Source organism: Methyloversatilis sp., from assembly GCF_051861465.1.
GTDB lineage: Bacteria > Pseudomonadota > Gammaproteobacteria > Burkholderiales > Rhodocyclaceae > Methyloversatilis.
Window position 1 is genome coordinate 76867 of sequence record NZ_JBHYCQ010000012.1, and the last position, 25694, is coordinate 102560.

The following is a 25694-nucleotide window of genomic DNA, read 5'->3' on the forward strand; positions in this document are numbered from 1 at the left end:
TTTCGCTGACTGTTTCTCTGGCAGTGGCTATTTCGCTGACTTCTCGATGGCTTCGCCACCCTTCTTGATGTCCTTGCCCAGCCCTTCGACGGTGTTGCAACCCGCCAGCAGCAGCGCCACGGCGCTCATGCACACTACGATCAGCTTCATGCCCACTCTCCCGGATTTTCAAACGACATCGCGCACATCGGCGAAGCGGCCGGCGATCGCCGCCGCAGCCGCCGTCTGCGGACTGACCAGATGGGTGCGTCCGCCGGCACCCTGACGACCTTCGAAATTGCGGTTCGAGGTCGAGGCGCAGCGCTCGCCCGGGTCGAGCCGGTCGGCATTCATGCCCAGACACATCGAACAGCCCGGCTCGCGCCACTCGAAGCCGGCCGCCTTGAACACCTTGTCCAGCCCTTCGGCTTCGGCCTGCGCCCGGACCAGACCGGAACCCGGCACCACCATGGCCAGCTTGACGTTGTCGGCGATGTGTCGCCCCTGCACGACCTTGGCGGCCGCGCGCAGGTCTTCGATCCGCGAATTGGTACAGGAACCGATGAATACCTTGTCGATCCGGATCTGGTCGATCGGTGTGCGCGGGGTCAGCCCCATGTACTGCAGCGCGCGCGCCACGCCTTCGCGCTGCACCGGATCGGCGAAATCCTCGGGCGCCGGCACCTGGCCACGGATGTCGGTCACCATTTCGGGCGACGTGCCCCAGGTGACCTGGGGCGTGATCCGCCGGGCATCGATATCGACCACGCGGTCGTGCTGTGCGCCGTCGTCGGATTTCAGCGTGCGCCAGTACTCGACCGCCCGGTCCCACTGTTCGTCGCGCGGCGCAAACGGGCGGCCGCGCAGGTAGTCGATCGTGGTCTGATCGACGGCGACCATGCCGGCCCGCGCACCGGCCTCGATCGCCATGTTGCACAGGGTCATGCGCCCTTCCATCGACAGCGCGCGGATGGCCGAGCCGGCGAATTCGATCGCGAAGCCGGTTCCGCCGGCGGTGCCGATCTGGCCGATCACGTACAGCGCGATGTCCTTGGCACTGACGCCACGGCCCAGATCGCCTTCGACCCGGACCAGCATCGACTTCGATTTCTTCTGCAGCAGGCACTGCGTGGCCAGCACATGCTCGACCTCCGACGTGCCGATGCCCTGCGCCAGACAGGCGAACGCGCCGTGCGTCGAGGTGTGCGAGTCGCCGCACACCACGGTCATGCCGGGCAGGGTCACGCCGTTTTCCGGCCCGATCACGTGCACGATGCCCTGCCGCTTGTCTCGATAGGGAAAGTAGGCCAGCGCGCCATAGGTGCGGATGTTGTCGTCCAGCGTTTCCACTTGGGCACGCGAGGTCGGGTCGGCCACCGACAGATCCGAGCCGTCGGTCGGCACATTGTGATCGGCGGTCGCGACGATGGAACCGGTGCGCCAGGGCTTGCGACCGGCCAGACGCAGACCTTCATAGGCCTGCGGACTGGTGACTTCATGCACCAGGTGGCGGTCGATGTAGAGCAGCGTCGTGCCGTCGTCTTCGGTATGCACGACATGGCCGGACCACAATTTGTCGTAAAGCGTTTGCGCCATTGAAACGATTCCCGCTGATCAGCCAAACCGGAGATTATAACCGGCCGGCGGGCGCTCAGCCGTGCCCGGGCGCGCTTTCCGGGCGCCACATCCAGCGCAGCAAGGCGTAGCCGGCAACCGCGAACAGCGCACTGACCGAGAACGCCCAGGCGCCGCCCAGCGGCGCCCACATCCATCCGGCCAGCAAACCGCCCACCATGCCGCCGGCGCCGAATGACACGCTGCCATACAACGCCTGCGCCCGCGCCTGCTGGCGCGCGTCGAACCACTGGTTCAGCGCCGCCACCGAACCGGCATGAAAGGCGCCGAAGGTCAGGCCATGCAGCAGTTGCGCGCCGATCAACCAGAACGGTGCGGTGACCGCCCAGCCGATGACCGCGAAGCGAAGCACCGCCGCCATCAGCGCCACCAGCAACAACGCGCGCAGCGTGAAGCGGCGCAGCAGCCATGGCATGCACAGGAAAACGCCGATCTCGGCCAGCACGCCCAGCGTCCACAGCCCGCCGATCACCCGCTTGCTGTAACCGTTTTCGTCGAGATGGATCGAATAGAAGACATACAGCGCGCCATGCGCACAGCTCATAAAGAAAGCCGCACCGAACAGCCCTGCGACCGGACGGCTGCGCAGGATGGCACGCAGCGACTGCGTGGCCGCCACAGCGCCGGCATGCACCGGCGCCTCCGGCACGCACATCGCGAACAGGAAAATGCCGGCCAGCAACAGGCTGCAGGCCCACAGCACGGCATCCAGTCCGGTGCGTTCGAGCACATCGCCCAGCACCAGCACCGTGACGACGAAGCCGACAGATCCCCAGACCCGGATGGCGCCGTAGCGCGACACGCTGGATTTCAAGTGTTCCAGCGTGGTCGCCTCGACCAGCGGCAGCGACGCACTCCAGAAGAAGGACATCAGCGCCATGGCGACGAAGACGCCGATGAACTGGTCGGTGGTGAAGAAGATCAGGAAACCGGCAAGACTGGCCAGCCCTGCCGCACGCACGATGGGCACCCGGGCACCGATGCGGTCGGCCAGCCATCCCCACAGACTGGGCGCAAGAATCCGCATGACCTGCATCAGCGACATGACGATGGCGATGTCGGCGGCGGAGAAATGGATGGAAGAAAGGTAGAGGCCGAAGTAGGGCGAAAAGGCGCCTACGAAGGCGAAATAGAAGAAGTAATAGGCGGACAGCCGCCAGTAGGGAAGAGACATCGGACGAAGTCTACCCGAGCTGCCCGAGGCGTCGCTGGCCAGGCTCTGTTCTCGTTCGAGTCGTGCGTCACGTTGCCCCTGGGCTGGACACGTCGCACCGCCTCGCCCTGCAATGCGCGGGCTGCACGCGTGATGTTGCGAACCGACCCTAGCGCGTGCCGTGCCGGAGCTGGATGATCCCCTCGCCCACCCGCTGCGCGATCAGGTCGGACTGGATGCCTTCGCTGTAGCTGACGATTTCGTATCCCGCGAAGCCGCCCGAGCGGGCCAGTTGTTCGGCACGACGCCGGAACACCATACGCGCTTCGCCCTCGCCACCGGAACGCATGCGCACCTTCTTCATGCCCAGGTAGTAGGTGTCGTCGGACAGCTTGGCCTCGTCGATGGCCCAGTTCGGCGCCATCGGGTCGAGTACCAGATAGGCCACGTAGGCGGCGCCGGCGAAGTAGATCAGCTTTTCCGGAGTGGTGGCGTACCCTGGCGTCAGTTGCAGCTTTGTATTCGGAATGACCGAACCTGAATTCGGCAGCGTGCGATCGAGCGAGGTACATGCAGCCAGCAGGCAGGGGGCGATCAACGCGAGCATCCGTGAATTCATGGCGCGCCTCAGATGAAGTTGAACAGCGAAAGCCCCGACACTTTCAGAAAGGACTGCTGCGCCGCCTGCAGATAGGTCTGTTGCTGAGTCAGGCGGCTGATCGCCTCGGTGTAGTTCAGCTCGCGCAGGTCGGCCAGTTGCGACTGGAACTGCAGATCGACATCGGCGCCGAGCGAATTCAGCGCATCCAGTTCGGCCGTGCGCGCGCCAATGCGCGAGCGCACGGTGAGCAGGGTTTCCTGCGCCTGATCGATGTTGCCTATCGTGGCGGACAGCGTGTTGTTCAGCGCGGCGATGGCCACCGGATTGCCGTTGGTGCCGCCTTCCAGCGCCATCACCACGTCGGAGATGGTTTCGAACACGCTTTGCGTCGCGCTGCGATCGAGCGAAAAGCTGTCGCCGGTCGCCGGCGAGCCGGTGATCGAGAAGCGCGCACCGAGGTCGAACGCCGGTTCGGCGCCCTGCGACGCCAGCGTGATCGTGTCGCCTTCGACATAGGTCCGCGGGTAAGGCGCGGCACCCGGCGCGGCGCCGGTCAGCATCGAATTGCCCGACGTGTTGTCGATGATGTCGTAGGTGGTGACGTTGTTGGTCACATCGAACACGATGTTGAAGCTGCCGCCGTTGGTCGAGGCATTCCAGTCGACACCGCTGGTCACGCTGCCGAGATCACTGACTGCGCTGCCCGTGTTGCCGGCACCTGGGCTCATCGTGAAATCGCCGTTGCCGGTGCGCATGCGCATGAACACCGTACTGCCGGAATCGCTGACTGCAATGCGCCGGGCGGATCCGACCTGTGCCTCGCGCTGGCCGTCGTCGCCGGCGTAGCTCACACCCGCCTCGATGCTGCCGGCGAACGGCTGGGTATCGCTGCGATAGCCCGAGAACAGGAAGTCGCCGAAGGCATCGCGCGAGTTGGCAACCCCCATCAGCCCGGCGAAGCTGCCGCGGATGTCGGTGGCGATCGATTTCAGGTCGCTGTCGCTGAGCGCGCCGTTGCCGGCCTGAATCAGACGTTCGCGGATCGATGCGATCAGGTCGCCAGCGGTGGAAATCTGCGATTCGGCAAAGCCCAGCGCACTGGTGGCATCGCGCCGGTTCACGGCGTGCTGGTCGTTCATGGCCTTGGTCTGGTCTATTTCCAGCGCGGTGGCCGATGCAACCGGATCGTCGGACGGCGCGAGCACGCGCTTGCCGGTGGACATCTGCTGCTGTGTCCGGAACAGATCGCTGCTCTGGCGAACCAGCCCGGCGGTGCCGGTTTCGTAGATGGTGTTGGTGGATATGCGCATGTGATTCTCCTCAGCGGCCAATCTGCAGCAGGGTGTCGAACAGGCGGCTGGCCAGTTCGATCATCTTTCCGGCGGCCTGATAGGCCTGTTGGTAGCGCAGCAAGTTGGCCGCCTCTTCATCGAGATTCACGCCGGACAGCGATTGCTGTGACTCCTCCACGCGTGACAGCAGCACCTTCTGCGCCGTCTGGTTCACCTGCACCTCGCGCGCCTGGGCGCCGATCGATGCCACCATCTGCGCATAAGCGCCCTGGAATCCGGTGGATCCGGCGGCCAGCGTGCCGGCGTTCTGCAGCGCACCCAGTGCGAGCAGATTGCGGTTGTCGCCCTGGCCACTGCTGTTCGGTGCGATGGTGAAGGTGTCGCCATTGCGCGGCAGTCCGGACATCTGGAAGGTAAATCCACCCTGGCCGGCGAAGGTGAAGCTCTTGCCGGCCGACTCGGTCGTCGGGTTGTAGGCAATCGTGCCACCGGGGCCGCCCGTTACGTTGAATACGTTCGTGGTGGCATCGAAGGTGAGCGTGATCGGGCCGCCCAGCGGCAGGCCGGTGGTCGAGGTCACGGTACCGGCGCTGATGCTGCCATTGCCGGTATTGGCCAGCGCCGCCGAGGTGCTGACCGGCATCGCCAGCGCCAGCATGCGCGGATCGGTGATGACGGTGCGGATGTCCGAGCCGCCGTTGCGCGTCGGCTGGACCAGGAAGCTGTCACCGGCAGCCAGCGTGGTCGCACCCGAATCGAGCGTGAAGCCCTGCGGACTGCCCGGCGGTGGCAATCCGCCCAGGGTCGCTGCCGACCAGCTCTGGTTGTCGGACATCCGGGTCAGCGTGTACGTGGCGCCATCAAAGGCCAGCCGGTAATCACTGGTGGTCAGCTGCGACGAGTCGCTGATCGCGACATTGACCTGCGCGGCCGCCACCGTGCTGTTGGTGCTGGCGGGCAGCGCGCTGCCCGCCAGCACGTTGAACACATTGGTGCCGAGCGCGCCATTGAGGTCCTGACCCAAGGCGTGCTGCGCATTGAACTGTTCCGCCATGCCGATGGCGATCCGGCCGAGTGCGTTCTGCGCGCCGTCCAGCGTCTCGCGGCGAAAGGCCAGCAAGCCGCCCAGCTTGCCGCCGTTGATCGTGTCTTCCTGCAGACGCAGCACCGCGCCGCCCGGCGCGGTGTAGCTCACTTCGATGCGGCTGGCGTCTTCAAGCGAAGTGCTCGCCGCGAGCGTGAAGCTGCTGCCACCGACCACCAGCGGCTGGCCATTACCGATGAACAGGTTGATCGAACCGTCGCTCTGCTGCAGCTGCGTCACGCGCACCAGTTCGTTCAGTTCGGTGATCAGACGCTCGCGCGCATCCAGCATGTCATTGGCGAGACGGGTCGGTCCGGTTGTGGATTCCGCCACGGCAATCTGTTCGTTGTACTGGGCGACCTGGGTCACCAGCTGGTTGATCAGTTCGACCGAACCGGTGATTTCGCCATTGAGGCCGGTGCGGACCTGTTCCAGCCGCGTATCCAGCGCATTGAAGCGGGCGGTCATGGACTGGGCGGCGGAAATCGCCGATTGGCGTGAAGCGAGCGAGGTGGGAGACGCTGACACGCTCTGCAGGGCATCGAAGAAGTCGGACATCGCGGGCGACAAGCCGGCTTCGGGGTCGGCCAGCAGATTGTCGAGCGCGGCGATCTGGTCGGCGTAGGCGCCGTATTCCGCGTTCTGCGTCTTGGCTTCCATCACCTGGGCAGTCAGGAACTGGCTGTAGATGCGTCGCACCGTTTCGATCCGCGCGCCCTGACCGAGGAAGCCGCTGCCAGTCAGTTGCGGATCGTTGGTGCCGAGCACGACCTGCTGCCGGGTGAAGCCGGGCGTGGCCGCGTTCGAAATGTTGTGACCGGTCGTGATCAGCCCCGCCTGTGCGGCGTTCAGTCCGGTGATCCCGATGTTGTAGAGCTGCGTTCCCATGATGTGTCGTCTCGTTCAGAGTGCTTACGACTCATCTAAGCAAAACCTTTGCCAGCTTTTGTATTTCCGTCACACTGGCCTGCAACAATGCGTCGAATGACCGGGACAATCGACCGCATACGCAGTACCGACGTGCCTTTCAAGACAATGGCCGGACGCGCCGAATTGGTCCGGCGCAGTGACCGGCTGGATCCGTTGGCCCGCGTACTGCTGATAGTGGTGGATGGGCGGCAGGACTTTGCCGCCCTGTTTGCCGCCCTCGGCCGACCCGCTGCGGAGGGCACGCGTCTGCTTGCCGCGGCCGCCACATTGCTCGATTTCGGATTGGTCGCGGTTGACGGTCGGGACACCGATGGCGGCAGGCCAACGCGGCGCTCGCTCGCCATTGCGCGCCTGTATCTGATGGACGCCATGGAGCGCGCCCTGCGCGGCGACACGGCACGGATCAAGCCCGCGTTGCGTAAGGTGACCGACGAAGCGTCCCTGCACGAAGCAATTGATGTATGCGTCCGCGCACTGCGCGAAGCGGGCGCAGACGGTCAGGCCGGTCTCATCCGGCGGCGCTGCCTCGAGTTGCTTCCTTGATGCACCGCCCCGATTTGCCGACCTCGTTCAATGACTCATTCGGCCAGCGCCGAACGCAGCAGCGGGCCGTTGATGATGCGTTCCAGCTTGGCGCCGTACATCGGGTCGGTCGCATAGCCCGACTGCTGCAGACCGCGCGCAAAGCTGCCGGCATCCTGCGCGCCGACCACGCGCGCATAGCGCGGCTGGTCGAGGAGCAACTTCGCGTAGTCGGCAAAGCTTTCCTCGTACGAGCCGTAGCGGCGGAAGGCGCTGTCCTCGCGGGTCCAGCGGCCATCCACAAATTCACTCGCCGAAACCTTCACGGTCGGGCCCTGCCAACTGCTGCCGGCCTTGATATTAAACAGGTTGTGGCTGGCCGAACCATCGGTCGCCGACAGCTCGGCGCGTCCCCAGCCGGTTTCCAGTGCAGCCTGGGCAACCAGGAACTGGGCCGGAATGCCGGTCGCGCGACTGGCCGACAGCGCCGCCGGCCACACGCGTTCGACGAAGGCCCGTGCGTGAGCCGGCACATTCGGACTGCTGACCGGCGGCTGTTCCGCGGCCAGGCCGGCCAGCACCGACTGCACTGACGAATCGACGGGTGTTGCCGCACTGCCCTGCAATGTCTGCCTGCGGACGGCAGAGATTGCCGTCGGCGGCATCATCGCAATGCCGGAAAACTGCGCCGCGTCGGACAGCGGCTTGAGATCGATCGGCATCGACGTGTCGGCGCTGCGGGCATTTGCGGACAGCTGCCGCTCAAGCACCTTTGCCAGCCCGGTGCCGCCCCCCTCGCTCATGACCTGGGCCCACTGCTGGTCGAGCATGTCCTGGTACATCTTGCTTTCCTGCCCGCCGAACAGCTCGTCACCGGGCGACGCCTCGCGCATCGACTTGATCACCACCTGCAGAAACATGGCTTCGAACTGCTTGGCGGCCGCCTTCAATGCCTCCGGCGAGTTGTCGCGCGACGCGCGGCGCAGCACGTCCAGCCCGCGCACATCGGCCGCCAGCGAGGTGAGGCCGCTGTTTTCCATCAGATCACTTCCAGTTCGGCGCGCAGCGCCCCGGCCGCCTTCATCGCCTGCAGGATGATGATCAGGTCCTGCGGGTTGGCGCCCAGCGCATTCAACGCACGCACCACCTCCGACAGGTTGGCACCCTTCTTCACATTGATCAGGGCGCTGCCTTCCTGCTGGATGTCGATCTGGTTGCGTTCGGCCACCACCGTCTGGCCGCCGGACAGCGGGCCGGGCTGGCTGATCACCGGTTCGGCGGTGACCGTGACCGTGAGATTGCCGTGCGCAACCGCACAGGTGTCCAGCGTCACCGCCTGATTCATCACGACCGAACCCGTACGCGAATTGACGACCACCTTGGCCGCCTGCTGCGCGGGCGTCACATCGATGTTTTCCAGCTGGCTCATGAAGGCCACGCGTTCGCCCGGATCGAGCGGCGCGCGCACGCGGATGCGCCGGGCATCGGCAGCGACGGCCGTGCCGGGCAGCATGGCCTTGTTGATGGCGTCGACCATGCGCTGGGCCGTGCCGAAATCGGTCGTGTTGGTTTCGAGTTCGACAAACCCGCCCTCTCCGACGCTGGTCGGCACCGCACGTTCAACCGTTGCCCCTCCGGCGATGCGACCGACCGACAGATGATTGACGGTGACCGAAGCGCCACCCGCCGAAGCGCCCACGCCGCCGACCACCACATTGCCCTGGGCCATGCCGTAAACCTGGCCGTCGGCGCCCTTCAGCGGTGTCATCACCAATGTGCCGCCGCGCAGGCTCTTTGCGTTGCCCATCGACGACACGGTGATATCCAGCGCCTGTCCTTGCCGCGCAAAGGGCGGCAGATTGGCGGTGACCATCACGGCCGCCACGTTCTTCAGCTGAAGGTTCTGGCCAGGCGGCAGCGTCACGCCCAGATTGCCCAGCATGTTGATCACGCTCTGCACGGTGAACGGGGTCTGGGTGGTCTGGTCACCCGAACCATCCAGTCCCACGACCAGCCCATAGCCGATCAGCTGGTTGTTGCGAACACCGGCCAGCGTCGCAAGATCCTTGATCCGCTCGGCGTGCGCAGGCGCAACCGAAAGCAGTGCAAGCAGCAGAAAAATCGTTATACGTTTCATGACAGTTCGCCCTCCGGGCGTGGCTTCCTGGGCAGCGTGATGACTCTTTATACGTTGCACGTGCCGCTTTCATTCACCGGAAAAGACGGCAAAACCCGCATCAAGCTGGTCGCTTCACAGCGGCATGAAGGTCAGGAAGAAGCGCGCCAGCCAGCCCATGACCTGCGCTTCGTCGATATAGCCGTTGGCCCGGTACTCGATGCGCGCATCGGCCACCTGCGTTGATTGCACCGTGTTCGCGCCGGAAATCTGGGTCGAATTGACGACACCAGAGAATCGGATGAACTCGTTGCCCTGGTTGATCGCAACCTGCTTTTCGCCGGACACCACCAGGTTGCCGTTCGGCAGCACCTCGATCACCGTCACCGTGATGGTGCCGGTGAAATTGTTGTCGGCAGACGACGCGCCCTTGCCGGAGAAGGCGTTGGCGCTGTTGGCGGCCACCGTTGCGCCCTGCAGGCTCTTGCCCGGCAGGCCCGCGATGGTCGGCACGCCCATTTCGATATCCTGCGTGCGGTCTGCCGTACTGGCCGATTTCTTCGCCGCCTGGGTACGTTCGCTGATGTTGATGACCAGCGTATCGCCGACGTAGCGCGCGCGGCGATCCTCGAACAGCGGGCGCGCGCCGCCGGTCGGCTGGAAAATGGCACCGGCGTTCTGCACGAAGTCCGGTTTGGGCGCCGGCCGCGCGGTCATCGGCTGAAGCACAGCGGTGGGCGGCGTGTTGACGCAGCCGGCCAGCATGATCGCCACCACCAGCACGGTGACGAAACCGGCGGCGCGGGCGATCTGCTGGATGCGTTCGTTGTTCATGACGGGTTCTCCACGGGTCATTGCACGACCGATCAGAGCTGGGTCAGCCGGGCGAGCATTTCGTCCGAGGTCTGGATGGCGCGCGAATTGATTTCGTATGCCCGCTGGGTCTGGATCATCTGCACCAGTTCCTCGACCACATTCACGTTCGATGTCTCGACGAAGCCCTGATTCAGCAGGCCCGCCCCATTGGTCCCCGGTGTATTGGGTGTCGGTGTGCCGCTCGATGCGGTTTCGACATAGAGGTTCTCGCCGACGCTTTGCAGGCCACCGGTATTGACGAAGGTGGCCAGTTGCAGCTGACCGATCTGGGTCGGCGCGGCCTGGCCGGCCTGCAGTGCGCTGACCACACCGTCACGACCGATGGTCAGCGACACCGTATCCGGCGGAATCGTGACCTGCGGCTGCACCGGAAATCCGCTCGACGTGACCATCACGCCCTGCGCGTCCTTCTGGAACGAGCCGTCACGGGTGTAAGCCAGCGTGCCGTCCGGCATCTGGATCTGGAAGAAGCCCTCGCCCTGCACCGCCACGTCGAGTGAATTGCTGGTCTGCTGCAGATTGCCCTGGGTCTGGATGCGCTGGGTGGCCACCGGGCGCACGCCGGTGCCGATCTGCAGGCCGGAAGGAATGGTGTTCTGCTGCGTGTTCAGCGCGCCGGGCTGGCGCATCGTCTGGTACAGCAAATCCTCGAACACGGCGCGCGCGCGCTTGAAACCGTTGGTGCTGACGTTGGCGAGGTTGTTGGTGATGACATCAAGCTGGGTCTGATGTGCATCCATGCCGGTGCGGGCTATCCACAGCGAGCGGATCATGGTCGTGTACTCCGGTTATCGGTTGGACAGCAGCTGGGTCGCCGCCTGATCATCGCGCTCTGCCGTGGTGAGCATGCGCGTCTGCATTTCGAACTGGCGCGACAGCGAAATCATCGCCACCACCTGGTCCACCACGTTCACATTGCTGCCTTCGAGAAAGCCTGCGGCGACGCGTACGTTCTGTGACTGCGGCACCGGGCCCGGCGTGGTGACGCGGAACAGGCCGTCATCGCCGCGCTTGATCGTGTTCTCGGGCGGGTCGACCAGCTTGAGCCGGCCGATCTGATTGACCTGATTGACGCCACCGGTGCGCTGTACGGCGGACAGGGTGCCGTCGGCGCCGATGGTGACCTCGGTGTCCGGCGGCACGGTGATCGGGCCGGTCTCACCCTGCACCGGGATACCGTTGTGGTTCTGCAGTACACCCGTCGGGCTGATCTGCAGGTGGCCGTTGCGTGTGTAGGCCTCCGTGCCGTCAGGCATGGCCAGAGCGAACCAGCCACTGCCCTTGATGGCGACGTCGTAGGCGCCACCGGTCTGCTGCAGCGGACCGGGCGTGAAATCGTTCCTGACGCTGGCATCCACCACGAAGGCGCGCGACGCAAACGCTTCGGTCTGCACCGGCACGGCGCGCAGCCGGTGCTCTTCGGCGCGATAGCCGGTACTCGACGCGTTCGCGAGATTCTGCGCGACCGACGCCTGACGCTCCAGCGTCCATTTGGCGCCGCTCATCGCGGTATAGATCATGCGGTCCATGGTGTGTCCTCAGCGGCGGTCAGCGCAGGTTGACCAGGGTCTGCATGATCTGGTCCTGCGTCTTGATCGACTGCGCATTGGCCTGATAGGCGCGCTGCTGGGTGATCATGTTCACCAGTTCGGCGGTGAGATCGACATTCGAGTCTTCCACCGCGGCGGGCTGCAGGCCGCCACGGTTGCCAGAGCCCGGCGCGCCGATGGCAGGCGGGCCGGAGAAGGACGTTTCTGCCCAGCCATTGCTGCCGAGTTGGGTCATGCCGTCCGGATTCTGGAAGGTCGCCATGACGACCTGACCCAGATTGCGCGACTGCCCGTTGGTGTAGCGCCCCTGCAGCACGCCTTCCGGCGACACGCTGATACCGGACAGGCGGCCGGAGGCGAAGCCGTCCTGCGCCACTGCGTTGACGCTGAAGGCGGAGCCGAACTGGGTCGAACCGGTCAGGTCGAGGTCGAACGCCAGCGGACTGGTTGCACCGGTCGTGATGGCGAACGACTGAGGCAGCGTATTCGGGCCGACCAGACCACCATTGGAATTGAAGGTGACAGCCGTGGCCGCGGTCGGCGCGCCGCCGTCGAGCGCGGTGTGCATGTTCCACTGGTTCGGCGTCGCAGTCTTCACGAAGTACACCGACATGATGTGCGAATTGCCCAGCGAGTCGTACGACGTCAGCGAAGTCGAGTAGGAGAAACTGGTGGTGTCGGTCGGCGAGAACACCGGGTTGGCCGGTGCCGCCAGGCGGGAATCGAGATTGACCGCCAGATCGGCCCCTACGGTGGCCCGCGGCTCGCCGCCGCTCAGCGCGGTGTCGATGCGCAGATCGATCGGCGCGGTGACGATGATGTTGTCGTCCGCATCCACACCATATCCGGTCAACCGGTAGCCGGACGGATTGACGATGTAGCCGTTCTTGTCGACCGAGAACTGACCGTTCCGCGTGTAGATCGTCGAGCCATTGTCGCTCATGCGGAAGAAGCCTTCGCCGTTGATCGCCAGATCAAGCGGGTTGCTGGTGACCGTGATGTTGCCCTGGGAAAACTGCTGGGCCACGCCGGTAACTGTAGCGCCGATACCGATCTGCGCCTTGCCGCCGCCGCCCAGCGTCGAGGCATACAGGTCGGAGAACTGTGCCGATGACTGTTTGAAACCCACGGTGGTCGAGTTCGCCACGTTGTTGCTGATGGCATCGAGTGCCTTGGACGCAATGTTCAGTCCGGAAAGTCCTTGCTGGAAGGCCATGATTCAACTCCCGATCAGTAGATCTGCTTGATGTCGTTCATCGAGACCAGCGACTGCTGGCCTACATTAAGGCGGGTCTGGCCGCCGCTGCGCTCCACGCTTTGCACCACGGCAAGTTCGAGCGGCGTGGTGACCAGCTTCTGCGTGCCCTGGATGGCGCTCACAGTGAAGGAGTACTTGCCATCCTCAGCAACTGCCGTGCCAGCCATGTCGGTGCCGTCCCAGACGAACTGCGTGATGCCGGCATCGCGTGCGTCCAGATTGATTTCCTTCACCAGCACGCCATTGGCACCCTTGACCGATACCGTGACGCGATCCGCCGGCGAGGTCAGCTCGATGCCCCCCATCGACTTGCCGTTCACCAGTTCCAGCGCCGATCCTTCGACCAAAACCGCATGGCCGACCAGCGCCGCGGCCTGCAGATGCTGCGAATCGGCCGAACTGCTGGTGAGCTTTTCCAGCGTGCTGTTGAGCTTGCTGATGCCATCCACCGTGCTGATCTGGGCCAGCTGAGAGGTGACCTGCGCGTTGTCCATGGGATTGAGCGGATCCTGCATCTTGAGCTGCGTCGTCAGCAGCATCAGGAAGCGGTTCTGCGCCTTGTCGATTTCCGAAGTCGCCTTGGTCTGCGTCGTGTTCAGCGAGCTGTAGATATCTGCCGCCGAGGTATTGCCTGTTGAATTGACTGCCATGACGATTCCCTTACTGTCCGATGGAGAGGGTCTTGAGCATCAGCTGCTTCGCGGTGTTCATCATTTCCGCGTTGGTCTGATACGAGCGGGAGGCGGAAATCATGTTCACCATCTCTTCCACCACATTGACGTTGGGCATCTGTACATAACCCTCCTTGTTCGCCGCCGGATTGGTCGGGTCGTAGGTGGTGCGCAGCGGCGCTGCGCTTTCGACGATCTGCGTCACGCGCACGCCATTGGCCTCGCCGCCTTCGCTGATCGGACGCACTTCGAACACCACCTGCTTGGCTCGATAGGGCTGGCCATTGGCCGAGGTCACCGAATCCGCATTGGCCAGGTTGCTGGACACCGTGTTCAGGCGAACTGACTGAGCCGTGAGCGCCGACCCCGCGATGCCGAATACGTTGAACATGTTTCCCATGATTCAGTCTCCTTACTGGCCTTGTATGGCGTTCTGCATCGTGCGCAGGCGACCGTTGATGAAGGTGAGCAGCGCCTCGTACTGCACGGTGTTCTCGGCGAAGGCGGCACGCTCGACGTCCATGTCCACCGTGTTGCCGTCGAGGCTGGACTGCGTTTCGGTGCGGTACTTCAGCGAAGCGTCCATCGACGCGTCACCCTTGGCTTCGATGTGCCGCGCCGACGTGCGCGCAAGCTCAACCGGACCGCCGAGGCGTCCGCCCATCGCGGCTTCCAGCGCGCCGCGAAAATCGACGTCGCGCGCCTTGTAGTGCGGTGTATCGGCGTTGGCGATGTTGGCGGCCAGCGTTTGCTGGCGGGTCGCCCGTACGCCGAGGGCGGCTTGCGGAAGGTCGAGCAGTTTGTCGAGAGGGTTCGGCATGATGGGTATCCCATTGCAGCTATCGTGCCAGCCACTCTATGACCCGATTGCCGGTCTGGATCGGCAAAAAAGGACGGTTGCTGCCCCGCCTTTCAAGGCTATCTGCCGCCCCGACGCGGCAAACCTTGCCGCTTCCGGGCTCCGTGATTCACCGCAAACCCAATCCCGAAAAGGGTTTGCGGGCCGGCAAGCCCAGATTGCGGCAACGAGCGGTCGTCAAACCGGAACAAGGCGGTGCTTTCAGCCCTATTTGCCTCTTCGCAACGCAGGCCCGGGTGGTGCAATGGAAACCTTGCCAAGGAGCCCGCCATGATCCGTCGTCTGCTGATCCCCTCATGTATCGCCCTGTGCAGCGCCGCACTGGCCGCGCCACCCGTGGCGCCGGCGAGCGAACAGCTGCGGCGCGCGGTAGGCGACTTCCTGCAGCAGCAGACGGCCGGGCTGCCGGGTCAGGCCAGTTTCGAGGTGGGACAGGTTGACGCACGGCTGGCGCTGGAAAGCTGCGCCGCTCACGAGGTATTCCTGCCGACCGGCAGCCGCGCCTGGGGTCGCGTGCAGGTCGGCGTGCGCTGCGTCGCCGGCGCAGGCTGGACGATCTACGTGCCGGCGCGGGTCAAGGTCAGCGGCGACTATCTGGTCGCTGCGCGCGCGCTCGGTCGCGGCCAGATCATTGCGGACGGCGATTTCGGCTTCATGCGCGGCGAGCTGACCGAACTGCCACCCAATATGGTCAGTGATCCGCAGCAGGTGATCGGCCAGACGGTCAATGCCGCCATCGGCGCGGGCCAGCCACTGCGCGCAGACTGGCTGCGCGCCCCGGTCGCGGTCCAGCAGGGCCAGCAGGTGAAACTGTTCGCGCGCGGCAACGGATTTGCGATCAGTCACGACGGTCGCGCACTGGCCAGCGCACAGCAGGGCCAGATGGTGCAGGTGCGCACCGGGCGCGGCCAGGTCGTCAGCGGCGTCGCCCGCCCGGGCGGTCAGGTGGAGGTTGTCTATTGAGTAAAGCCGCCTGACCCCAACAGGCCGGTCGCCACCGGCCCCGCTGCTTGGTATATTCATGAGCCTGCCGCCGTGTAGGACGGCTCCCTACAAAAAGTCCTAAAGTTTTGTACGGGTGCCGTCGTAATACGAGTCGAACGTCTTATGAAAGGGTTCATCGTGAAAATCGACGGAACTGGAAAACCGCTTGCACCGACGGCAACTTCGGCTACAAAGAGCAGCTCGGCGAACAGTTCGACGACTGCAACTTCATCTGCCGCCGCACCCGGCGCACAGGTCGACATTTCAGGCACGTCCTCGCGACTGCGCGAACTCGAAGCGTCAGTCGCCAATGTGCCGGTGGTGGACAGTGCACGCGTCGACGAGATCAAGCAGGCCATCGCCGACGGCCGTTTCAAGGTCAATGCGGACCGCGTGGCCGACAGCCTGATCGAAAGTGTGCGTCAGATGCTGAATACACGCCCGGCAGCCTGATGGCCGCAACCGAGCCGGCGGCTCAGACCGCAGCCAGGTTGGCCGCACTGATGATCGAGGAAACGGTGACCTTGCGCACCGCCCTCGGCCATTTGCATGCCGAGCGCCGAGCCCTTGAAGCGGGCGAAGTCGATACGCTCGCCGTGCTCGCGGCGCGCAAATCCGAAGCGTACGGACGTCTCGCGCAACTGGGCGATGCACGCACGGCGTTGCTTGCGCGCGCCGGCAGCAAATCGGGGCGCGACGACATCGAAGCACTTTTCCAGAGCGCTTCCGACTGGGCCGCCTGCAGGCAGCCTTTCAAGGAACTCGTTGCGCTTGCCCGGGAAGCGCACGACCTGAATCAGGCGAACGGCGTGCTCATCCGGGCGCAGATGAAGTCCAGCCAGCAGGCGCTGGCGGTGCTGATGTCCGCCTCGGAACAGGCGTCGACCTACGGGCCGGACGGCCAGTCGATGGCACGAACGACCAGCCGCTCACTCGGCAGCGCCTGAACTTTCCTGTGGTACTGACGGAGCCCGCGGCATCTCCCGGCGGGCTTTCTGGCGTCTGCGCGACCCGCTACAGCCTAGGGAAGCTCGATCCCAGACTGCCTTCGGGTACGTCGGCCGGCCCGGATGGCTGCTGACCCGGTACGGTGACGCGTTCGGTCGAGTAGGTTTCGATGCGGATCGATACCCGGCGGTTCTTCGCCCGCCCTTCTTCGGTCGCGTTGTCGGCCAATGGCCGCTGGTCGGCCAGACCGGCGGCGGTCAGCCGAGTCGACAGGATGCCCTCGTCGGCAAATACCCGCGTCACGGCGCCCGCACGAACCGCCGACAGTTCCCAGTTGGAACCCAGCTTGCCGCCGGCCGGAACATTGTCGGTGTGGCCTTCGATCACCAGCGGGAAATCGGTATAGAGCAAAACGCGCGCGATCGCGCCGATGATGTCCTGCGCAGCCGGCTCGAGCACGCTTTCACCCGGGCCGAACAGGAATTTCGCGTCGAGATCCACCGTGATGCCCAATGCGCCCTGGGTGACACTGGCCTGCCCTTCACGGGTCAGTGCAGACAACGCCTGCTGGATGTCCTTCGCCGCCTTGTCCGCTCGCTCGCGCCGCTCCTGCGCTTTCTGCGCCGCGCGATGGGCACGCAGTTCATCGATCTCGACCTGCATGCGGGCACTCTGGTCGGTCGCCGGCAGTTCGATCAGCCGCACGCCCTCGCGCGGCGCGAAGGCGCTGTTCAGCGACTGGCTCAGCGTGCGGTATTTGCCGTCATTGACCTGCGAGATTGCGTACATCACGACGAAGAACGCGAACAGCAGGGTCACCAGATCGGCATAGGAAATGAGCCACCGGTCATGGTTCTCGTCCGAATCGGGCACATAGCGACGCTTCCTCACGGTCCGCCTGCGCACTCAACCGGGTACCGAAGCGACGTAGCCGAGCAATCGGCTTTCGATGATGCGCGGGTTGTCGCCGTTGGCGATGCCGGCCAGACCGTCGACGAACATTTCGCGCAGGCTGATCAGCTGGGTGACATGCATCTGCAGCTTGCGTCCGATCGGCAGGAAGATCAGGTTCGCGCTGCCCACACCGTAGATCGTCGCCACGAAGGCGGTGGCGATACCAGCGCCAAGCCGCGCCGGATCGCCCAGGTTTTCCATCACGTGAATCAGGCCAAGCACCGCGCCCAGAATGCCTATCGTCGGTGCGTAGCCAGCGGCGGCGTCCCATACGCGGGCAGCCTGGCGCAGCGTGGTTTCGTAGGTGGTGATCTCGACCTCCATGACCTCGCGCAGACGTTCCGAATCGGCGCCATCGACCAGCAACTGCACGCCCTTCCGGAAAAACGGATCAGGTTCGCTGCCGATGTGCTTTTCCAGCACCAGAATGCCTTCGCGTCGCGACAGCGTGGCCCAGCCGACCAGTTTGCGGATCATGTCGTCGGGTACCGCTGCCGGCGCCGAAAAAGCCCAGCCGCCCATGCGCATGCCGCGCATGAAAATGGGAAAGCGGGTCTGCAGCATGGTCGCGCCCAGCGTGCCCCCGAGCACGATGACCAGCGCGGCCGGCTGGAACAGCGATGACAGGCTGCCCCCTTCGAGCACCTGGCCCGCCATGATGGCGGCGATGCCCAGAGCCAGACCGACGATGCTGAGACGATCGACACGCATGGGGATATCAGGCCGGCGCGCGCTCAGGTGCGCGCCGAGATGCGACTGCGCAGGCGCGCGATGGCCTGACTGTGCAACTGGCACACGCGCGATTCCGAAACCCCGAGGATTTCGCCGATCTCGCGCAGGTTCAGGTCTTCTTCGTAGTACAGGCCCATGACGGTCTTTTCGCGATCCGGCAGGTCGCCGATGGCGCGAACAAGAACGTCGCGCATGTTCTTGTCGAGCAGCCGGGCGAGCGGATCGAGATCTTCGGTGCCGACGCTGTGACGATCCAGGTAATCGTCGTCGTCACCGTTGGTGAAATCTTCGAAATAGACGAGCTGGTAGCCACGCGCTTCCTGCAGCATCTTCTGGTACTCGCCCAGCGGCATGCCGAGCGATTCGGCCAGTTCACCTTCGGTCGGCTGGCGGCCCTTGGCCTGCTCCAGCGTGGTGATCGCGGTTTCGATGCGGCGCATGTCGCGCCGCAGGCTGCGCGGCAGCCAGTCGTTCTCGCGCAAGCCGTCGAGCATGGCTCCGCGGATGCGCTGCACGGCATAGGTCTCGAACTGCGCACCGAGGCCTTCTTCATAGCGGTTCATCGCATCAAGCAGCCCGAGCATGCCGTTCTGGATGATGTCTTCGACCTGCACGCTGGCCGGTAACTTGGCCATCAGGTGGTAGGCGATGCGCTTGACCAGCGGCGCATAGTGCTTGGCGAGCTGGTCGCGGTCCAGTGTTCCGGATGCGGTATACATAGGTCGTCCTCTGCTTCGGCCGGCTGCGCGATCAGGCTACGCGTGCCGAAAGCCCATCTGGCAGTCCGGCCGGATCGCCGGACTGTGTGTCGTTGTGCGGCATCAACATACCGGGTTTTTCGGTCTCGCGGGTCACGAAGAGCTTTTCGGCAAGATCGCGTCCGATCTTGAGGGCATCGTCACCCGCCACCACAAAATTCGGCCGCTGATAGCCCGCGGGGAGGCAACCGAGCCAGTGCAGCGCGCTGCCGAGGTGCTCGCTCACCACGCCATTCAGGCTCGCGAACGCCTGGCGGGCGTCCGACACCGAGCGCGCGCGGCTGACACCGACATGAACCGGACGCACCGCCCCGGCCGACAGTGGCGCATTGCCGGTCAGATGACGCTTGATCAGCGCGTACGCAGCGGTGACGCTGACACCGGATGCTGCCGTCACCACTGCGAGGCGGTCCGCGCGACGGGCCAGCGCCGACAGTTGTGATTCTTCGAGTGCGCAATCGACGATCAGCAACTCGGTTTCGCGCGTCAGTTCGATCAGTGCTTCATCCAGCGCCTCGAGTTGCAGTCGGTTCAGCTGTCTCGAGTTCTGCGCAAGACGCGCCGCCGGCACCACCGACACGCCGTGCTGCGACAGCAGCGGTACCGACGCCAGCGGCGCATCGCGGTTGATCGCCTGCAACAGGTCGAGCCGGGAAGTCAGCCCCAGCCGGGCGGTCGCCGAACCCAGTCCCTGATGTTCGTCGATGACGGTCACGCGCAGGCCGCTGCGTGCGGCTTCGATTGCGGCGCCGAGCGCCACCGAGGTCGCACCGACGCCCGCCATCGCGCCCGCAACGCTGATGCGCTGGGTCGGATAGCGGCGGAACATGGCGCGCAGACCGGCGGCCTGGTCCTTCATCGGATCAGCCACGGCTCACCTCGCTGCGTGCGGCGCGACGCGACGATGCCATGACCAGTCCGGCATCCTGCGCCGACAGGTGCTGCGGCGAATCCTCACCGGCCGCGCGCAGTGCGCGATGCAGCAGATAGGCGCGATTGGGCAGGTGCAGGTCTTCCGGCACGCGCTGGCCGTTAGCGACGTAGAAGAGGGGCAACTGGTGGCGCATCAGCACGTCGAGCACCGGCCCGAGCGTCACCGACTCATCGACCTTGCTGATGATGGCGCCCGCCAGATCGGCCCCGCCATTCGGCGCCGAATAGGCGCGCACCACGTCGTCGAGCGCATCCGCACGGGCCACCGCATTGAGCAGCAGCAGGCGGCGTACATCACCGCTGGATGACAGCATGGCGATCTGTTCGGTCACCGCCTGATCGCGCTGGCTCATGCCGACGGTGTCGATCAGCACCATGTGCTTGTCGCGCAGTTCGACCAGCATGCGGCGCAGGTCGGAGGCGTCGCGCACGGCATGCACCGGCACGCCGAGAATGCGACCATAGATCCGCAGCTGTTCGTGGGCGCCGATCCGGTAGCCGTCGGTGGTCAGCAGCGCTACCTTGTCGGCACCGTGCCGCACCACGCAACGCGCGGCCAGCTTGGCGGTGGTCGTGGTCTTGCCGACACCGGTCGGGCCGACCAGCGCATACACACCGCCGCGGTCGATGATGTCGGCGTCGGAGTTGAGCGTGATCAGATCGCGGCCGATCAGCGTACGCAGTTCGTTGCGCGCGGCGGCCAGAGAATCGGAGGCGCCCAGCTGGTCAAGCAGGCGGTAGGTGGTGGTCGCGCTGAAGCCGGACTCCAGCATTTCACCGGCGAGCGTGGCGTTAAGCGGCGAGGTACGCGACATTTCTCCCCAGGCGAAGCCGGCCAGCTGCTGCTCGAGCATGCGGCGGATGCTGCCCAGTTCGGCGCGCAGGGCACCGTCGATTTCGGGCGCCCGGTCGGCCACCGGCACGGTGGCGCGTTGCTGCGCCGGAATGGCCTCGGGGGCCGAACGACGCTGCGCGACTTCGGCGTGGGCGCCGAGCTGCACCGGATCGATCGGCTCAGCCTCGGGCCGCATCTGTTCCATGCGGGTGTTGGCGGCCGGAATATCGCGGCCGTAAGCCATGTCGCGCAGTTCGCTCGGCGTGGCCGGACGGGGCTTGTACGGCTGCCAGGGCTTCGGTGCGCGCACCTCGGTGCTCGCGACAGCCACCCGGGCCGCGCTTGGCGCGGCGCTGCGTGCAGCGACAGTGCTCGACAGGGTGAGCTGAAAGTCCTCGTCATCGGCTTGCGGCGCCACGGCGACCGGTTCCGCCTTCTGCGCCGGCTTTCTGGCCGCCGCCGTCATCGCGTCGAGTGCGTTGGCCGGCAGCGCAAGGATTTCCACCCCGCCTTCGACCGGTCGGTTGGACAGCACGATGGCGTCCGGCCCGAGTTCTTCCTTGATGCGACGAAGTGCGTCGCGCGCACTGGCTGCGAGATATTTGCGAGGCGTCATGATTTGACTCCGATGACAGAGGTCACTTTGATGGTGCGTGTTTCAGGAACTTCGGAATTGGCAACAACTTTCAGACTCGGTACGGCGCGACGCAGGAAGCGCGACAGCAGCCAGCGCAGTGGCGCCGGTACCAGCAGCACGGCGGGCAGACCCATTTCTTCCTGCTGCTGCGCGCTGCGCGCAACTTCGTGCATCAGCGTGTCGGCCAGACCCGGTTCGATGACCGAGCCATCGCCGCCGGCGCCCAGCGCCTGACCGAGCAGGCGTTCGAGGCCCGGGTCGAGCACCATGACCTGCACGTCGGCGTTGCCCGGGAACAGCTGCTGCACGATGGAGCGGCCCAGCGAAACACGGACGCGGGAGGTCAGTTCCAGCGTGTCCTGGGTGCGCGCTGCATAGTCGGCCAGTGTTTCGATGATGGAACGCATGTCGCGGATGGCCACGCCCTCTTCCAGCAGGCTCTGCAGCACGCGCTGCACGGTGCCGAGCGGCAGCGCCTTGGGCACCAGGTCCTCGATCAGCCGCGGTTGATCCTTGCCGACGTGGTCGAGCAGCGCCTGCACTTCCTGCCGGCCGAGCAGTTCCGCGGCGTGGCTCAGAATGAGGTGATTCAGGTGTGTCGCCACCACGGTGGCGGCATCGACGACGGTGTAACCCAGCGCATGCGCCTGTTCTCGCAGACCTTGTTCGATCCACACGGCCGGCAGGCCGAACGCCGGATCCTTCGCTTCACGGCCGGGCAGTGCACCGGCCACCCGGCCCGGGTTGATCGCCATCAGGCTGCCCGGATAGGCCTCGCCGCTGCCGACATCGACGCCCTTGAGCGTAATGCGGTAACCGTTGGGCTTGAGTTCAAGGTTGTCGCGGATGTGCACCGGCGCAGTCAGGAAGCCGATTTCGGCGGCGAATTTCTTGCGCAGGCCGCGGATACGCTTCAGCAGTTCGCCGTCCTGACCGCGATCGACCAGCGGGATAAGGCGGTAACCGACCTCGAGCCCCAGCGTATCGACAGGCACCACGTCACTCCATGCTGCTTCCTGCGACTCGGGCATCACCACATTGGCGCCATCGGCTGCCTGTGCTGCGGCCGCCTTCTCGGCGACTTCCTTCGCCTTCGGTTCCGCCTGGGCATTCACACCGCGCCATGCCAGATAACCCAGTACCGACGCGAGCAGCAGGAACACGAAGTTGGGCATGCCGGGGATCATGCCCATCAGGCCGAGGATGCCCGCAGAAATGGCCAGTACGCGCGGGTCGCCGAACAACTGGCTGATGACCTGACCGCCGACGTCCTGGCCACTGCCGACGCGCGAAACGACCAGACCGGCGGCGATCGAAATGATCAGCGCCGGAATCTGCGCCACCAGACCGTCGCCGATGGTCAGCAGCACATAGGCCTTGGCGGCTTCGCCGGCGCTCATGTCGTGCTCCAAGACGCCGATCAGCAGGCCGCCGATCACATTGATCAGCAGGATCATGATGCCGGCGACCGCGTCACCACGGACGAACTTCGACGCGCCGTCCATCGAGCCGTAGAAATCGGCTTCGTCGGCGATTTCCTTGCGCCGGCGACGCGCGTCTTCCTCACCGATCAGGCCGGCGTTGAGGTCGGCGTCGATCGCCATCTGCTTGCCGGGCATCGCGTCCAGCGTGAAACGCGCGCCGACTTCGGCGATCCGTCCGGCGCCCTTGGTCACGACCACGAAATTGATGACGGTCAGGATGATGAACACGACGATGCCGACCGCGTAATTGCCGCCGACCAGGAAGTGGCCGAACGCTTCGATCACTTTTCCCGCAGCATCCGGTCCGGTGTGGCCTTCGAGCAGGACGACACGCGTAGAGGCGACGTTCAGCGACAGCCGCAGCAGCGTGGTCACCAGCAGGACCGTCGGGAAAACCGAAAAATCGAGTGCGCGCGTCGTGTAGAGCGCCACCAGCATCACCATCACGGACAGCGCGATGTTGAAGGTGAAGAACACGTCCAGCACGAAGGTGGGCAGCGGCAGCACCATCATCGACAGGATGAGGATGATCAGTATCGGCGCAGCCAGTTGCTGAAGGTTAGGTGTGCCGATTGCCTGCCGGAGCGAGAGAGAGGAAGCCATGGCAGTATTTCAGCGCACCGGGGCCCTCCCGAACCCTGGAAAGAAGCGGGGTTTTCCCCGGCTATTGGCGCGACTGAAACGGCATCGCCTGACCGGAGCCTGCAGCATGCGCACGCGGGCGGCAGATTCGTTCCGGAAATGGATCCTTACAAACGGGGGTCGCTTTCATTAACTTGGGCATGCGTTACTGCTGCTCATGCGTTTCACCCACAGGAGAACACGATGAACACACACGCCCGCACTGCTTCCGCCCGCTCGCTGCACCCGGCGCTGTGGGTGGCTGCGCTTTCGATCACCGCCTTCAGTGCGGTCGGTATCGCGTCGATGACCGGAATGCTCGAACGCTCGCCCGAGCCGGCACCGGCTCAGGTGGTCGCCGCGGCCAGCATCGATCCACTGGCTGCGACGGCGGTGACACCGGTTGCACCGATCGCAGGAGCGCCGGTCGTCACGCAGGCACCGGCCAGGCCGGTCGCCGCTGACAGGCCGGTCGCGAAAGCGGTACCGCCGAAGAAGACCGAGCCGATGCAGTACGCCGACGCGCGTCCGGTGCGCGTGGCAGACCGCACCTACGATCCGGGCATCGACATCACGGCGGCGCCGCCGCGTGACATCGAACAACAGATCGACGCGTCGCGCACGAATTCGTACCGTATTGAGAACGATTACCGGGTAGCTCCCGCCTCGCTGTGTATAGACTGCGGTATCGTCGAGTCGATTCGCGAAGTACAGGCAGCCGCCGATCCGAGCGGACTGGGTGCTGCGGCAGGTGGTGTGGTGGGTGGCCTGCTCGGCAACAATGTCGGCAAAGGCAGCGGGCGCACCGTGGCGACGATCATCGGTATCGCGGGTGGCGCCTATGCTGGCCATCAGATCGAAAAGACACAGCGCAAGACGACCCGGCATGAGGTCGGCGTGCGCATGAACAACGGTGACTATCGTACGGTCACGCTGGACACCGCACCAAGCTGGCACGTCGGCGACAAGGTGAAGCTGCAGAACGGCAACCTTGTCCAGGCCGACTAGCCGGTCGTTTCAGAATTCCTCTTCCTCTCTCTCCGTGAGGATGTTTTCAGGGCACCTCAGGGGTGCCCTCTTTTTGTTTGCGGTTCGAGCGTCAGCGTATGCGCTCAAGACGCACCACTTCTTCATCACCTGTATTCAGCGACACCTTGCCTTCAAGCGTTCGCGCATCGGCTGACCTTCGCACATGCAGGTTGCCACCGGCCACTTCGAAGCTGCCGTCGCCACTGATCAGCATCAGCGCCATGTCGAGCTCATCGCCAAAAAGCTCGCCGCGCGCGGTGTAGCGCACGTGCGACAGCTGCGTGCCGTCGACCGCCAGCGATGCGATGTACGCTGCCCATTCCGGCCGACTGTCGATGCGCACCGGCTCGGATCGCAATTCGACCGCATCGCCGCGCTGGCGCAGGTGCGCCGGTGTGCGCTGTCCGTCGGCGGAAACAAGAAGCCAGTCGCCATCCAGCGTATTCGGCGCAGCGGGCGCAGTGGGCGCAGGTGCGGGCACGTCGACGGGCGGATGGGCGGAACGCAGCAGCACGCCGGCACCCGCAACGGCTGCGAGCGCTATGCCGGAACTCAGGATCAGGCGACGTTTCCCGGCCGCGCTGGCGACCCGCTTTTCTGCCGAACGCGGCACACCGAATTGTTCGATGTCAGCGACGATGCGCGGCAGATCAAGGGCCGACCAATCGTCGGTACGCAGCGGCAATGCGTGCCAGTCGATAACGGCGCGCAAGGACTCGGGCAGGCTGTCGGCTGTCGGCATCGGCGTGCCATCGACGCGCAGCGGCATCACGGTCGCGCCGGCAGCGATCGCAGACAGGATCTCGCCTCGTACCGGATCGTCCGCATCCTCGATTCTCAGGTGGCCATCATCGCGACGCGCGCCGAAGAAGGCTGGCGTGATCAGCAGCAGCACGACTGGCCGCTTGCCGATGGCGTTGTCGATCGCCTCACGCCAGCTGCCGCCACCCCTCAGGTCATGTCGGTCGAGAAAGACCTGCTCGGCACCGAAAGCGTCGCCCAGATCGTCAGCCAGCCGGCTGGCGTCCTTGGTGCCGTCGGCACTGCGGTAGCTGATGAATATCCGGTTCATGCGGGGAGCCGGGCTGCGCCACGGTGGAAAGCTCACACATCGCCGAGTGTATGCCCGGAACAGCTGGCGCAACAGTCGGCCATCGGACTGGCATTGCCCGGGAACCGATCGACACGGAAACCCGGTGCAGAAGCTGAGTCGGCGCCGCGCTGCTGCATTCTCAAGCTGCCTTGCGACCCGG

27 protein-coding genes are annotated in these 25694 nt (G+C 65.0%); 5 read left to right on the top strand and 22 right to left on the bottom strand.

All coding sequences use genetic code 11. From position 1 onward, the window contains the following. Positions 1-27 precede the first annotated feature (27 nt). From ACTIFF_RS15825 to flgK, 6 genes are all read right to left on the bottom strand, one after another. Entirely contained in the window at positions 28-150 is a 123-nt protein-coding gene (locus ACTIFF_RS15825; protein ID WP_439537699.1) for an entericidin A/B family lipoprotein, read from the bottom strand. 18 nt (positions 151-168) lie between these two features. Continuing rightward, positions 169-1575 carry a 3-isopropylmalate dehydratase large subunit gene (gene leuC, locus ACTIFF_RS15830; RefSeq protein WP_439537700.1) on the bottom strand — a complete coding sequence of 469 codons (1407 nt, stop codon included), beginning with the start codon at positions 1573-1575 and terminating at the stop codon, positions 169-171. Positions 1576-1630: 55 nt separating this feature from the next. Continuing rightward, positions 1631-2788 (bottom strand): MFS transporter, encoded by a 1158-nt coding sequence (locus ACTIFF_RS15835; RefSeq protein ID WP_439537701.1) that lies wholly within the window; start codon positions 2786-2788, stop codon positions 1631-1633. Positions 2789-2936: 148 nt separating this feature from the next. After that, a complete protein-coding gene (locus ACTIFF_RS15840; RefSeq protein WP_439537702.1) occupies positions 2937-3386 on the bottom strand; it encodes a hypothetical protein in 450 nt (149 codons plus the stop codon). Positions 3387-3394: 8 nt separating this feature from the next. Further along, a complete protein-coding gene (flgL, locus tag ACTIFF_RS15845) occupies positions 3395-4678 on the bottom strand; it encodes a flagellar hook-associated protein FlgL (RefSeq protein WP_439537703.1) in 1284 nt (427 codons plus the stop codon). 10 nt (positions 4679-4688) lie between these two features. Beyond that, positions 4689-6632, bottom strand: coding sequence for a flagellar hook-associated protein FlgK (flgK, locus tag ACTIFF_RS15850; protein WP_439537704.1), 1944 nt, complete (start codon positions 6630-6632; stop codon positions 4689-4691). Positions 6633-6779: 147 nt separating this feature from the next. Here flgK and ACTIFF_RS15855 point away from each other — a divergent pair, with 147 nt between their 5' ends. After that, the gene (locus tag ACTIFF_RS15855) at positions 6780-7217 is read left to right on the top strand and encodes a hypothetical protein (protein ID WP_439537705.1); all 438 of its coding nucleotides are present in this window, start codon (positions 6780-6782) and stop codon (positions 7215-7217) included. A 35-nt stretch (positions 7218-7252) separates the two neighbouring features. Here the strand turns inward: ACTIFF_RS15855 and flgJ are convergent, their stop codons facing one another. The 9 genes from flgJ to flgB form a co-directional block, all read right to left on the bottom strand. Beyond that, positions 7253-8236: a flagellar assembly peptidoglycan hydrolase FlgJ gene (flgJ, locus tag ACTIFF_RS15860; RefSeq protein WP_439537706.1), complete on the bottom strand. Its 984-nt coding sequence runs from the start codon at positions 8234-8236 to the stop codon at positions 7253-7255. Beyond that, a complete protein-coding gene (locus ACTIFF_RS15865) occupies positions 8236-9333 on the bottom strand; it encodes a flagellar basal body P-ring protein FlgI (protein WP_439537707.1) in 1098 nt (365 codons plus the stop codon). The genes flgJ and ACTIFF_RS15865 overlap by 1 nt, the downstream gene beginning before the upstream one ends. Positions 9334-9447: 114 nt before the next feature. Continuing rightward, a complete protein-coding gene (locus ACTIFF_RS15870; RefSeq protein ID WP_306477397.1) occupies positions 9448-10146 on the bottom strand; it encodes a flagellar basal body L-ring protein FlgH in 699 nt (232 codons plus the stop codon). 32 nt (positions 10147-10178) lie between these two features. Beyond that, positions 10179-10961, bottom strand: coding sequence for a flagellar basal-body rod protein FlgG (gene flgG / locus ACTIFF_RS15875; protein WP_069037955.1), 783 nt, complete (start codon positions 10959-10961; stop codon positions 10179-10181). Positions 10962-10976: 15 nt separating this feature from the next. Further along, positions 10977-11717 (bottom strand): flagellar basal-body rod protein FlgF, encoded by a 741-nt coding sequence (gene flgF, locus ACTIFF_RS15880; RefSeq protein ID WP_439537708.1) that lies wholly within the window; start codon positions 11715-11717, stop codon positions 10977-10979. A 19-nt stretch (positions 11718-11736) separates the two neighbouring features. After that, complete coding sequence (gene flgE / locus ACTIFF_RS15885; RefSeq protein ID WP_439537709.1) at positions 11737-12954, bottom strand: flagellar hook protein FlgE; 1218 nt, start codon at positions 12952-12954, stop codon at positions 11737-11739. 14 nt (positions 12955-12968) lie between these two features. Then, a complete protein-coding gene (locus tag ACTIFF_RS15890; protein ID WP_439537710.1) occupies positions 12969-13646 on the bottom strand; it encodes a flagellar hook assembly protein FlgD in 678 nt (225 codons plus the stop codon). A 10-nt stretch (positions 13647-13656) separates the two neighbouring features. Continuing rightward, the gene (flgC, locus tag ACTIFF_RS15895; protein WP_069037959.1) at positions 13657-14058 is read right to left on the bottom strand and encodes a flagellar basal body rod protein FlgC; all 402 of its coding nucleotides are present in this window, start codon (positions 14056-14058) and stop codon (positions 13657-13659) included. Positions 14059-14079: 21 nt separating this feature from the next. Then, complete coding sequence (flgB, locus tag ACTIFF_RS15900) at positions 14080-14487, bottom strand: flagellar basal body rod protein FlgB (RefSeq protein WP_305614178.1); 408 nt, start codon at positions 14485-14487, stop codon at positions 14080-14082. A gap of 309 nt (positions 14488-14796) precedes the next feature. On the opposite strand from flgB, the gene flgA reads away from it, so the two are divergent. The 3 genes from flgA (at position 14797) to ACTIFF_RS15915 (ending at position 16457) form a co-directional block, all read left to right on the top strand. Beyond that, a complete protein-coding gene (gene flgA, locus ACTIFF_RS15905; RefSeq protein ID WP_439537711.1) occupies positions 14797-15489 on the top strand; it encodes a flagellar basal body P-ring formation chaperone FlgA in 693 nt (230 codons plus the stop codon). A 159-nt stretch (positions 15490-15648) separates the two neighbouring features. Then, entirely contained in the window at positions 15649-15963 is a 315-nt protein-coding gene (flgM, locus tag ACTIFF_RS15910) for a flagellar biosynthesis anti-sigma factor FlgM (protein WP_306477392.1), read from the top strand. Next, complete coding sequence (locus ACTIFF_RS15915) at positions 15963-16457, top strand: flagella synthesis protein FlgN (RefSeq protein ID WP_439537712.1); 495 nt, start codon at positions 15963-15965, stop codon at positions 16455-16457. The genes flgM and ACTIFF_RS15915 overlap by 1 nt, the downstream gene beginning before the upstream one ends. A 67-nt stretch (positions 16458-16524) precedes the next feature. Here ACTIFF_RS15915 and ACTIFF_RS15920 read toward each other — a convergent pair whose 3' ends face one another. The 6 genes from ACTIFF_RS15920 to flhA are packed head-to-tail and all read right to left on the bottom strand — an operon-like array spanning position 16525 to position 23394. Next, the gene (locus ACTIFF_RS15920) at positions 16525-17349 is read right to left on the bottom strand and encodes a flagellar motor protein MotB (RefSeq protein ID WP_439537713.1); all 825 of its coding nucleotides are present in this window, start codon (positions 17347-17349) and stop codon (positions 16525-16527) included. Between the two features lie 15 nt (positions 17350-17364). Further along, complete coding sequence (locus ACTIFF_RS15925; RefSeq protein WP_439537714.1) at positions 17365-18123, bottom strand: flagellar motor protein; 759 nt, start codon at positions 18121-18123, stop codon at positions 17365-17367. Between the two features lie 23 nt (positions 18124-18146). After that, positions 18147-18863: an RNA polymerase sigma factor FliA gene (locus ACTIFF_RS15930; protein ID WP_069037965.1), complete on the bottom strand. Its 717-nt coding sequence runs from the start codon at positions 18861-18863 to the stop codon at positions 18147-18149. Between the two features lie 31 nt (positions 18864-18894). After that, complete coding sequence (locus tag ACTIFF_RS15935) at positions 18895-19773, bottom strand: MinD/ParA family ATP-binding protein (RefSeq protein WP_439537715.1); 879 nt, start codon at positions 19771-19773, stop codon at positions 18895-18897. Continuing rightward, a complete protein-coding gene (gene flhF / locus ACTIFF_RS15940; RefSeq protein WP_439537716.1) occupies positions 19766-21286 on the bottom strand; it encodes a flagellar biosynthesis protein FlhF in 1521 nt (506 codons plus the stop codon). The genes ACTIFF_RS15935 and flhF overlap by 8 nt, the downstream gene beginning before the upstream one ends. Continuing rightward, entirely contained in the window at positions 21283-23394 is a 2112-nt protein-coding gene (gene flhA / locus ACTIFF_RS15945; protein WP_439537717.1) for a flagellar biosynthesis protein FlhA, read from the bottom strand. Before flhA ends, flhF begins: the two co-directional genes overlap by 4 nt. 222 nt (positions 23395-23616) lie before the next feature. On the opposite strand from flhA, the gene ACTIFF_RS15950 reads away from it, so the two are divergent. Then, entirely contained in the window at positions 23617-24420 is an 804-nt protein-coding gene (locus tag ACTIFF_RS15950) for a glycine zipper 2TM domain-containing protein (protein WP_439537718.1), read from the top strand. A gap of 91 nt (positions 24421-24511) precedes the next feature. On the opposite strand, the gene ACTIFF_RS15955 is transcribed toward ACTIFF_RS15950, so the two are convergent. After that, complete coding sequence (locus ACTIFF_RS15955; RefSeq protein WP_439537719.1) at positions 24512-25513, bottom strand: toll/interleukin-1 receptor domain-containing protein; 1002 nt, start codon at positions 25511-25513, stop codon at positions 24512-24514. Positions 25514-25694 lie beyond the last annotated feature (181 nt).

What these genes read in the sequence shown, in the direction of transcription:
- flgJ (WP_439537706.1), bottom strand. Translation starts at nt 8,236, where the DNA reads ATGGAAAACAGCGGCCTCACCTCGCTGGCGGCCGATGTGCGCGGGCTG.
- ACTIFF_RS15930 (WP_069037965.1), bottom strand. Translation starts at nt 18,863, where the DNA reads ATGTATACCGCATCCGGAACACTGGACCGCGACCAGCTCGCCAAGCAC.
- ACTIFF_RS15865 (WP_439537707.1), bottom strand. Translation starts at nt 9,333, where the DNA reads ATGAAACGTATAACGATTTTTCTGCTGCTTGCACTGCTTTCGGTTGCG.
- ACTIFF_RS15950 (WP_439537718.1), top strand. Translation starts at nt 23,617, where the DNA reads ATGAACACACACGCCCGCACTGCTTCCGCCCGCTCGCTGCACCCGGCG.
- ACTIFF_RS15855 (WP_439537705.1), top strand. Translation starts at nt 6,780, where the DNA reads ATGGCCGGACGCGCCGAATTGGTCCGGCGCAGTGACCGGCTGGATCCG.
- flgG (WP_069037955.1), bottom strand. Translation starts at nt 10,961, where the DNA reads ATGATCCGCTCGCTGTGGATAGCCCGCACCGGCATGGATGCACATCAG.
- ACTIFF_RS15890 (WP_439537710.1), bottom strand. Translation starts at nt 13,646, where the DNA reads ATGGCAGTCAATTCAACAGGCAATACCTCGGCGGCAGATATCTACAGC.
- ACTIFF_RS15835 (WP_439537701.1), bottom strand. Translation starts at nt 2,788, where the DNA reads ATGTCTCTTCCCTACTGGCGGCTGTCCGCCTATTACTTCTTCTATTTC.
- ACTIFF_RS15825 (WP_439537699.1), bottom strand. Translation starts at nt 150, where the DNA reads ATGAAGCTGATCGTAGTGTGCATGAGCGCCGTGGCGCTGCTGCTGGCG.
- ACTIFF_RS15870 (WP_306477397.1), bottom strand. Translation starts at nt 10,146, where the DNA reads ATGAACAACGAACGCATCCAGCAGATCGCCCGCGCCGCCGGTTTCGTC.
- flgL (WP_439537703.1), bottom strand. Translation starts at nt 4,678, where the DNA reads ATGCGCATATCCACCAACACCATCTACGAAACCGGCACCGCCGGGCTG.
- ACTIFF_RS15840 (WP_439537702.1), bottom strand. Translation starts at nt 3,386, where the DNA reads ATGAATTCACGGATGCTCGCGTTGATCGCCCCCTGCCTGCTGGCTGCA.
- flhF (WP_439537716.1), bottom strand. Translation starts at nt 21,286, where the DNA reads ATGACGCCTCGCAAATATCTCGCAGCCAGTGCGCGCGACGCACTTCGT.
- ACTIFF_RS15955 (WP_439537719.1), bottom strand. Translation starts at nt 25,513, where the DNA reads ATGAACCGGATATTCATCAGCTACCGCAGTGCCGACGGCACCAAGGAC.
- flgA (WP_439537711.1), top strand. Translation starts at nt 14,797, where the DNA reads ATGATCCGTCGTCTGCTGATCCCCTCATGTATCGCCCTGTGCAGCGCC.
- ACTIFF_RS15915 (WP_439537712.1), top strand. Translation starts at nt 15,963, where the DNA reads ATGGCCGCAACCGAGCCGGCGGCTCAGACCGCAGCCAGGTTGGCCGCA.
- flgB (WP_305614178.1), bottom strand. Translation starts at nt 14,487, where the DNA reads ATGCCGAACCCTCTCGACAAACTGCTCGACCTTCCGCAAGCCGCCCTC.
- flhA (WP_439537717.1), bottom strand. Translation starts at nt 23,394, where the DNA reads ATGGCTTCCTCTCTCTCGCTCCGGCAGGCAATCGGCACACCTAACCTT.
- flgE (WP_439537709.1), bottom strand. Translation starts at nt 12,954, where the DNA reads ATGGCCTTCCAGCAAGGACTTTCCGGACTGAACATTGCGTCCAAGGCA.
- leuC (WP_439537700.1), bottom strand. Translation starts at nt 1,575, where the DNA reads ATGGCGCAAACGCTTTACGACAAATTGTGGTCCGGCCATGTCGTGCAT.
- ACTIFF_RS15925 (WP_439537714.1), bottom strand. Translation starts at nt 18,123, where the DNA reads ATGCGTGTCGATCGTCTCAGCATCGTCGGTCTGGCTCTGGGCATCGCC.
- flgC (WP_069037959.1), bottom strand. Translation starts at nt 14,058, where the DNA reads ATGTTCAACGTATTCGGCATCGCGGGGTCGGCGCTCACGGCTCAGTCA.
- flgK (WP_439537704.1), bottom strand. Translation starts at nt 6,632, where the DNA reads ATGGGAACGCAGCTCTACAACATCGGGATCACCGGACTGAACGCCGCA.
- flgF (WP_439537708.1), bottom strand. Translation starts at nt 11,717, where the DNA reads ATGGACCGCATGATCTATACCGCGATGAGCGGCGCCAAATGGACGCTG.